This is a genomic window from Streptomyces sp., assembly GCF_050698815.1.
In the GTDB taxonomy this organism is placed as follows: Bacteria; Actinomycetota; Actinomycetes; order Streptomycetales; family Streptomycetaceae; genus Streptomyces.
In genome coordinates this window covers 1-7838 of the sequence record NZ_JBOHCV010000297.1, presented here as the reverse complement: position 1 = coordinate 7838, position 7838 = coordinate 1, and the positions used below count along the sequence as shown (strand labels likewise).

Annotated in this window: 7 protein-coding genes; 3 read left to right on the top strand and 4 right to left on the bottom strand. The window is 72.2% G+C overall.

Annotation, left to right across the window (positions count from 1 at the left end; translation table 11 throughout):
- Both ACRDP3_RS10775 and ACRDP3_RS10770 read right to left on the bottom strand, forming a co-directional pair.
- The coding region (locus ACRDP3_RS10775; RefSeq protein ID WP_431516656.1) for a deoxyguanosinetriphosphate triphosphohydrolase at window positions 1–1169 on the bottom strand (1169 nt) is incomplete at its 3' end.
- 47 nt (window positions 1170–1216) lie between these two features.
- Window positions 1217–2014 carry a sirohydrochlorin chelatase gene (locus ACRDP3_RS10770; RefSeq protein ID WP_431516655.1) on the bottom strand — a complete coding sequence of 266 codons (798 nt, stop codon included), beginning with the start codon at window positions 2012–2014 and terminating at the stop codon, window positions 1217–1219.
- A 175-nt stretch (window positions 2015–2189) separates the two neighbouring features.
- On the opposite strand from ACRDP3_RS10770, the gene ACRDP3_RS10765 reads away from it, so the two are divergent.
- On the top strand, window positions 2190–4337 hold the full coding sequence (locus ACRDP3_RS10765) for a molybdopterin oxidoreductase family protein (protein ID WP_431516654.1): 2148 nt from the start codon (window positions 2190–2192) through the stop codon (window positions 4335–4337).
- A 48-nt stretch (window positions 4338–4385) separates the two neighbouring features.
- Window positions 4386–5054 carry a SanA/YdcF family protein gene (locus ACRDP3_RS10760; protein ID WP_431516653.1) on the top strand — a complete coding sequence of 223 codons (669 nt, stop codon included), beginning with the start codon at window positions 4386–4388 and terminating at the stop codon, window positions 5052–5054.
- 45 nt (window positions 5055–5099) lie between these two features.
- Here ACRDP3_RS10760 and cutA read toward each other — a convergent pair whose 3' ends face one another.
- A complete protein-coding gene (gene cutA, locus ACRDP3_RS10755; protein ID WP_431516652.1) occupies window positions 5100–5468 on the bottom strand; it encodes a divalent-cation tolerance protein CutA in 369 nt (122 codons plus the stop codon).
- A gap of 74 nt (window positions 5469–5542) precedes the next feature.
- Window positions 5543–7009: a short-chain fatty acid transporter gene (locus ACRDP3_RS10750; RefSeq protein WP_431516651.1), complete on the bottom strand. Its 1467-nt coding sequence runs from the start codon at window positions 7007–7009 to the stop codon at window positions 5543–5545.
- A gap of 258 nt (window positions 7010–7267) precedes the next feature.
- Between ACRDP3_RS10750 and ACRDP3_RS10745 the strand changes: the two genes are divergently transcribed.
- Window positions 7268–7663: a VOC family protein gene (locus ACRDP3_RS10745; RefSeq protein ID WP_431516650.1), complete on the top strand. Its 396-nt coding sequence runs from the start codon at window positions 7268–7270 to the stop codon at window positions 7661–7663.
- Window positions 7664–7838 lie beyond the last annotated feature (175 nt).

Genomic DNA, 7838 nt, shown 5'->3' with positions numbered 1-7838 from the left:
AACTGCGGGTCGAGGCCGTCCGGGGCGCGGGAGGTCAGCTCCGCGGCGAGTTCTCCGAGCACGACGCGCTGGTCGGCGCGGAGCCGTTCCAGGTCGGGGCGCTGCATCACATAGCGGTCGGCGACGGCCTTGAGCACCGCGCACTCCAGCCGGACCTCGCGCGGCACGACCAGTTCGGCGGCGTAGCGGGTGAGCCGCCCGGAACCGTGGGCGGCGCGCGTCGCGCCCTCCGCGGCAAGGCAGAACCGGCCGATCAGCTGACTGGTGGCGTCCTTGAGCCGGGCCTGCGCGACGGCCGAACCGTCGTAGCCGTGCGGCCACCACTCCTGTTCGAGCAACCGGTCCAGTGCGGCGGCCAGTTCGGCCGGGTCGGCGTCGGGTGCGTAGCGGCCGGTGACGACGGCGAAGATGTCGCGCCGCTCGGGCTCGGCGTGCAGCACGTTGGGGTCGAGGTGTCCGGCGTGCAGGCCGTCCTCGACGTCGTGCACGGAGTAGGCCACATCGTCGGACCAGTCCATGACCTGGGCCTCGAAGCAGGTGCGCTCTCCCGGCGCCCCTTGCCGGAACCAGTCGAAGACGGGCAGGTCGTCCGCGTAGACGCCGAACTTGGGCGAGCCGGGGTCGGCGGGGTGACCCCCTCGCGCCCATGGGTACTTGGTGGCGGCGTCCAGCGTCGCCCGGGTGAGGTTGAGGCCGACGGGGTCCGCGTCCAGGAAGCGCTTGGGCTCCAGCCGGGCGAGCAGCCGGAGCGACTGCGCGTTGCCCTCGAAGCCGCCGCACGGTGCGGCGATCTCACTGAGCACGCGTTCGCCGTTGTGCCCGAACGGCGGGTGACCGAGGTCGTGGGCGAGGCAGGCGACCTCGACCAGGTCGGGGTCGCAGCCGAGCGCCGCCCCCAGCTCCCGCCCCACCTGCGCGCACTCCAGGGAGTGGGTGAGCCGGGTGCGCGGGCTGGCATCCCACACCTGCGCGCTGGACCCCGGCGCGACCACCTGGGTCTTGCCGGCGAGGCGGCGCAGCGCGGCCGAGTGCAGTACGCGCGCACGGTCACGCTGGAAGGCGGTACGGCCGGGCCGCTTGTCGGGCTCGGGCGCCCGGCGCTCGATGTCGGACAGGCCGTAGGGGCCGGATCTGCCGCCGATGACCTCGGTGTCGTACGTGCGGTGCATAGGCCGACGGTAACGGCAGGGTCGGCGGCACGGTCGGCGGCCGGTGTCTACGCCCGTACGGGAGCGGCCGCCCGCGCCTCGTCGTAGCGGTGCAGCACGAGCCGCGCCAGCGCCGGATGCGCACCGATGGGTGCGGCGGCGATACCCGGCGCGACGGCCGCGCAGCGGGCGGCGAAGTGGCCGGGCGCGGTGAAGCAGGAGGCGAGGGCGATGCGGCGGTGTCCACGGGCACGCAGTGCCCGTACCGCCTCGGGGACCGTCGGCCCGGCGGCGGACGCGTAGGCGGGCACCACCGGAGTCCCGCCGCCCAGCCGTTCGCTCAGCTGGTGCGCGACGCGCTCCATGCTGTCGGCCGACTCCGGGGCGCGGGAACCCGCGGAGGCCAGCACGACGGCGGCCGGACCGGTCCGTGCCAGGCCGTTCCACCCGGCCTCCAGCAGCCGGTCGTGCAGCGCCGCCGCGAGCAGCGGATGCGGCCCGAGCGGCGCGGCGAGAGCCGTCCGCAGGTGCGGAGCGCCGGCCAGCGCGCGCGGTATGTCGTGCTGGACGTGGTACCCCCGCCCGAAGAGCAGCGGTACGAGCACGGCGCCGTCGCCGTGGTTCAGGGCGCCGAGGGTGTCGGCGAGCGCGGGTTCGTCGATTTCGATGTGGCCCAGCTCGACGCGGAGCCCTGGGCGCGCCGCCCGCACCCGGGCGAGCAACGCGGTGACGGTGCGCAGCGCCGCCGGGTCGCGGGAGCCGTGCGCGACGGCGACCAGTGCGGGGGCGTCCTCCGATGCCCTGCCGCCGAGACCGTCGGGGAGGCCGGATGCGGGGTGCGGGGTGAGCGTGAGCGTCGCCGTCATGGCGCGAGTCTGCCGAGCGGTGATTGCCGGGCTGTTGCGCCGGAATCACGCCTCGTTGCCATCGGCTCACAGCCGTGTGCCCTCACCGGCGAGCGGTCGCCGCGCTGAGCGCACCGTGCCGGGCCCGTAACCCCGGGAACGTCGCCCGTAACAGGGGTGGCATACCGTGCCGTGCATGCATGACATGGTCACTGCCGCACCCTCCGCCGGAACGGACACCCACTGTCCGTACTGCGCCCTCCAGTGCGGCATGACGCTGCGCCCCGTCACCAAGAGCGTGCCGGAGGGTGAGGGCGCGGGCGTGGGGGCACGCCTCGAGGTCGTCTCGCGGCCCGCGTTCCCGGTGAACAAGGGCGCACTGTGCGGCAAGGGCCGCACCGCTCCCGCAGTGCTCGCGACCCGTGCGCGCCTGACCGAACCGCTGGTACGCCGCCGCGCGGGCGGCGAGCTGGAGCCCGCCACCTGGGAGGAGGCGCTGAGCCGTACGGCCGCCGGGCTGGACGGCGCGCGCCGCGCACACGGCCCGGACGCGGTGGGCGTCTTCGGCGGTGGCGGGCTGACGAACGAGAAGGCGTACGCGCTGGGCAAGTTCGCCCGGCTGGTGCTCGGCACCTCCCAGATCGACTACAACGGGCGCTTCTGCATGTCCTCTGCCGCGACCGCCGGCACCAGGGCCTTCGGCCTCGACCGCGGCCTGCCCTTCCCGCTGGCGGACATACCGCGTACGGGCTGCGTCGTCCTCGTCGGCTCGAACCTGGCGGAGACGATGCCGCCGGCGCTGCGCTATCTGACCGAGTTGCGGAACAACGGCGGCAGCCTGATCGTCATCGACCCCCGGCGCACCCGTACGGCAGAACAGGCCGACCTCCATCTCGCCCCACGGCCCGGCACCGACCTGGCGCTCGCGCTGGGCATGCTGCACCTGGTGGTCGCAGAGGGGAGACTGGACCAGGACTTCATCGACGCCCGTACCACCGGCTGGCCCGAGACCCGCAGTGCCGCGATGGCGCACTGGCCGGAGCTGGTGGAACACCTCACCGGCGTGTCCGTGCCCGAACTGCGCCAGGCGGTACGGCTCTTCTGCGACCCCGAGCACGCCATGGTGCTCACCGCACGCGGGCCCGAGCAGCAGTCGAAGGGCACCGACACGGTCAGCGCCTGGATCAACCTGTGCCTCGCGACAGGGCGTGCCGGGCGGCCGCTGTCCGGCTACGGCTGTCTGACCGGACAGGGCAACGGGCAGGGCGGACGTGAACACGGCCAGAAGGCCGACCAGTTGCCGGGCTACCGCAAGCTGGACGACCCGGCGGCGCGCGCACACGTGGCCGAGGTGTGGGGAGTCGACCCTGCGGTGCTGCCGGGCCCGGGGCGCAGCGCGTACGAACTCCTCGACGCACTCGGCCAGGACGTCAAGGCCCTGCTGCTGATGGGCTCCAACCCGGTCGTCTCCGCCCCCCACGCCGCCCACGTCGAACAGCGGCTGCGCTCGCTCGACTTCCTCGCGGTGTGCGATGTGGTGCTCTCGGAGTCGGCGCAGCTGGCGGACGTGGTACTTCCCGTGACGCAGTGGGCCGAGGAGACGGGCACCACGACGAATCTGGAGGGGCGCGTGCTGCTGCGCCGCAAGGCGGCCGACCCGCCCGCGGGCGTAAGTACGGACCTCGGCGTGCTCAACGCGCTGGCCGCACGGCTGGGTTGGGAGAAGGGCTTCCCCGCCGAACCGGAAGAGGTCTTCGACGAGCTGCGCCGCGCCTCGGCGGGTGGACCGGCGGACTACTCGGGCATCACCTATGGCCGCATAGCGGCGGAGGACGGTGTCTTCTGGCCCTGCCCGGAACCGGGCCCGTACGAAAGCGCCGCCACACACCCCGGCACCCCGCGGCTCTTCCTCGACCGCTTCGCCACACCCGACGGCCGCGCCCGCTTCGCACCGGTGACGCACCGCCCGGCCGCCGAAGAGCCGGACGCGGACTATCCGTTGCGGCTGACCACCGGACGGGTCCTGGCCCAGTACCAGTCGGGTGCTCAGACGCGCCGCGTCGACACGCTGAACGCCGCGGCCCCCGGCCCCTTCGTGGAACTCCATCCGCAGCTCGCCGGGCAGCTGGGCGTCGCGGACGGCGACCGGCTCGCGGTGGTCTCCCGGCGCGGTCGCGCGGTGGCTCCGGCGCGCGTCACCGCCGGCATCCGCCCGGACACGGTCTTCATGCCCTTCCACTGGCCGGGAGAAGGCAGGGCCAACAACCTCACCAACCCCGCCCTGGACCCTCTCTCGCGGATGCCGGAGTTCAAGACCTGCGCGGTCCGTGTGGAGCCGGCGTAGTCACGCTCGAGCGCAACCGGCCCCGTTCGCACTGACGTCACAAGGGTCATGCGCGAACGTCGCACCGCCCGCACGCGGCGGGCCCTGCAGATGCTGATGCTGTGCTGCGTACTGGCCCTGCTGCCCGCGACCTGGCTACGGCTGTCGACGGACGATCTGCTGCTGCGCAACGGCGCCGCGGACGCACCCTCCGCGCCGGTCGCCCTCGTCTTCGGCGCCGGGCTGTGGGACGGCGCGCCGTCCCCCTACCTCGCGCACCGGCTGGACACCGCCGCCGAACTGTACGAGCGGGGTAAGGTCCGCGCGATCCTCGTCTCCGGCGACAACAGCCGCGCCGACTACGACGAACCGGACGCCATGCGCGGCTACCTCACCGAGCGCGGCGTCCCGGCCCGGCGGGTCGTCGCCGACTACGCGGGCTTCGACACCTGGGACTCGTGCACGCGCGCCGCTCGCGTCTTCGGCGTCCGGCACGCGCTGCTGGTCAGCCAGGACTTCCACATCCGGCGCGCCGCCGCGCTCTGCCGGGCCGCCGGGATCGAGTCCTACGGCGTTCCCGTCCCCGAGCCGCGCGACGTCACCTGGTACGCGGGCGGGCTGCGGGAGATCCCCGGCGCCGCCAAGGCGGCCCTGGACGCCTTCCTCACTCCGGACCCGCACTTCCTCGGGCAACCCGAAAAGGGCGTAGCCCGCGCGCTGACCAGCGGCGCGCGATAACTCACGGGACGGCGGCACGCTGCTGCCGGGCCGACCGAGGCCGGGTCACCCGCGGGGTGGTGATCCGGCGTCTGCAGCGTCCGCCGCATCCGTCTCCTCGGCCACCCAGACGAGGTAGTCGGCGCCGCCGCGCACCACGGGTGTCGCGATGATCTCCGGCACGTCGTAGTCGTGCGCCTCCCGGAGGTACGCCTCCAGGGCGTCGTACCGGGCGGCGCTCGTCTTGAACAGCACCTGCCACTCCGGGTCCGTCTGTACGGCGCCCTCCCAGCGGTAGAGGGAGAGCACCGGCGCGCTGATCTGCGCGCAGGCGGCCACCCGCTCCCGTACGGCGCCGGCCGCCAGCCCGCGTGCCTTCTCCTCGCTGTCGGTCGTGGTCAGCACGGTCAGAATCCCGGTCCCGGTCTCGGTCATGACCTCACTCTGGCATCCCTCACCGGGCTCCGGAGCTGGGGGCACCTCCCGGGCCGCAAGGCCCAGGGGGAGCGTCACGGGAACGGCAGGGTGTGCGCGAAGACGGTGACCAGGATCAGCACGACGGGGAAGCAGGCCAGGAACATCGCGAAGGTGTAGCCCATGATGTCCCGTGCCTTGAGGCCCAGGATCGCCAGCGTCGGAAGCATCCAGAACGGCTGCAGCAGGTTCGCCGAGGCCTCGGCGAGGTCGTAGACGACCACCGTCCAGCCCTGATTGACGTGCAGTTGATTAGCCGCGTCGATCACGTACGGGGCCTCGATGACCCACTTGCTGCCGCCGCTGGGGACGAAGACGCCCAGCACTGCCGAGTAGACGGCGATGAGCGGCGCGAAGAACACGTCGTTGGAGACGCTCACCAGCCAGCCGGCGGCCTGCTTGGACAGGCCGGTGAACGCGATCATCCCGAAGATGCCGCCGTACAGCGGGAACTGCAGCAGCACCCCGGATGCCGCCGGGCTGCCCCGGCGAACCGCGTCGACCATGCGGATCGGCCGCCAGTGCAGACAGAGCGCGAGCAGGATCAGGATGAGGTTGACCGTGTTGAGGTCGATCGCCGCGATCGGATTGCCCTCGGCGTTCGAGAAGTGGCGTACCAGGTACCACAGTCCCAGCAGCGCGATCAGTACGGTGAAGACCGGGCTGTGCTCCAGCCAGTCACCGGGCCGCGTACGTCCGGTGGCCGCTGACTTGTGCTCCTCCTGCAGCGGCCGCAGCTCGATCCCCAGATCCTGCGCGGTCTTGGCGCGTGCGGGCGTGGGGGACAGGAACCAGGCCATCACGACCGCCACCACGAAGATGATCAGCGTCGCCAGCAGGCTCTGCCAGGTGAAGATCGTGTCGGTGAGCGGAATGACGCCCTCGCCGTCGCGTCCCTCGGCGATGACGTCCTGCACGGGCTTCGGGCTGGAGACGGTGCTGGCCACCTGCAGCGCCGCGGATCCGGACAGCCCCTGCGCCCAGACCGTACCGAGTCCGAGGAACGACATGGCACCGAGCGCCCGGTAGTCGACGCCGCGGACGACGCGGGCGATCTCCTTGGCGAGGATGGCGGTGAAGATCAGGCTGAACGCCCAGTTGAGATACGAGCTGAACATCGCCACCGCGGCGGTGAAGGTGATGGCCGAACGCGGCGACTTCGGTATGCGCGCGAGACGGGCTATGAGTTTGGCGACGGGAGCGGAGACCGCGACCGCGTATCCCCCGATGATGATCATCGCCATCTGGAGGGTGAACTCGATCAGCGACCAGAAGCCCTTCCCCCACGCGTCCACGAGTGAGGTGGGGCTCTCGCCGGTCCCCAGCCCGAGCGCGAAGATCACGAACGTGCCGACGAGGACGAATCCGAAGGCGTCGGGGAGCCATCGTTCGGTGAACGCGGTGAATCGCAGCGCGACCCGCGCCAGTACGTTCTCCTGCTCGGGCGCCCCCGCGTCCGGTTCCGTGCCGGTGCCGGTCGCTGCGCCGTCGTCTCTGGCCATGATCACCCTCGCCTGCTCTTCGGACTGCCCGTGGTCGCACGAGCTTGACCAGCAACAAGCCGGAAGGGAAGGGTCCATTTGCCTTCCGGCGGGCACCGTTGCGCAACTGGAAGAAACCTGGAACCGGAGACCATGCGGCTGACCGCACGTATGGTGCCGGTCGACATTGCGGGCGGGACAGCCCGCGAGGTAGACGTGCTCGCGCCACGTCCGATTCGTTCAAGACCGGCAGCCATCGCACCGCCTAGCGTGCGACGCATGACACCACGTTTCGATCTCATCGGCGTCGCCACCGCCGACATGGCCGCCTCCCTCGCCTTCTACCGCCGGCTCGGCCTGGACATCCCCGCCGACGCCGATGACGAGCCGCACGTCGAGGCCGCACTCCCGGGCGGACTGCGGATCGCCTGGGACACCGAGGCGACCATCCGGTCCTTCGACCCCGGCTTCGACCCCGGCCCCCGCGGCGGCGGCCGGTTCGGCCTGGCGTTCCTCTGCGACTCACCCACCGAGGTCGACGAGCTCTACGCCGAGCTGACCGATGCCGGGTACGAAGGGCACAAGGCCCCCTGGGACGCCTTCTGGGGTCAGCGCTACGCCGTGGTGGGCGACCCGGACGGCAATGGCGTCGACCTCTTCGCGCGGCTCCCCTGAGCGATGTCCTGGGCTGCCGCCGCCGCTAGGGCGTGTTTTGAAAGTAGCGCCGTTCCGCCCGCCAGGGCGGGGCCCGCGGCGCCTGGTGCGTGCAGCCGCAAGGCGGAGGATCGTCCTCGTAGTGGGCTACTCGGTCGATTCGACAACGCAGCGGATGTGCGTGCCAGGCGTCGTG

Coding starts and splice junctions, on each gene's coding strand:
- ACRDP3_RS10770 (WP_431516655.1), bottom strand. CDS start 2,014: ATGACGGCGACGCTCACGCTCACCCCGCACCCCGCATCCGGCCTCCCC.
- ACRDP3_RS10765 (WP_431516654.1), top strand. CDS start 2,190: ATGCATGACATGGTCACTGCCGCACCCTCCGCCGGAACGGACACCCAC.
- ACRDP3_RS10760 (WP_431516653.1), top strand. CDS start 4,386: ATGCGCGAACGTCGCACCGCCCGCACGCGGCGGGCCCTGCAGATGCTG.
- cutA (WP_431516652.1), bottom strand. CDS start 5,468: ATGACCGAGACCGGGACCGGGATTCTGACCGTGCTGACCACGACCGAC.
- ACRDP3_RS10750 (WP_431516651.1), bottom strand. CDS start 7,009: ATGGCCAGAGACGACGGCGCAGCGACCGGCACCGGCACGGAACCGGAC.
- ACRDP3_RS10745 (WP_431516650.1), top strand. CDS start 7,268: ATGACACCACGTTTCGATCTCATCGGCGTCGCCACCGCCGACATGGCC.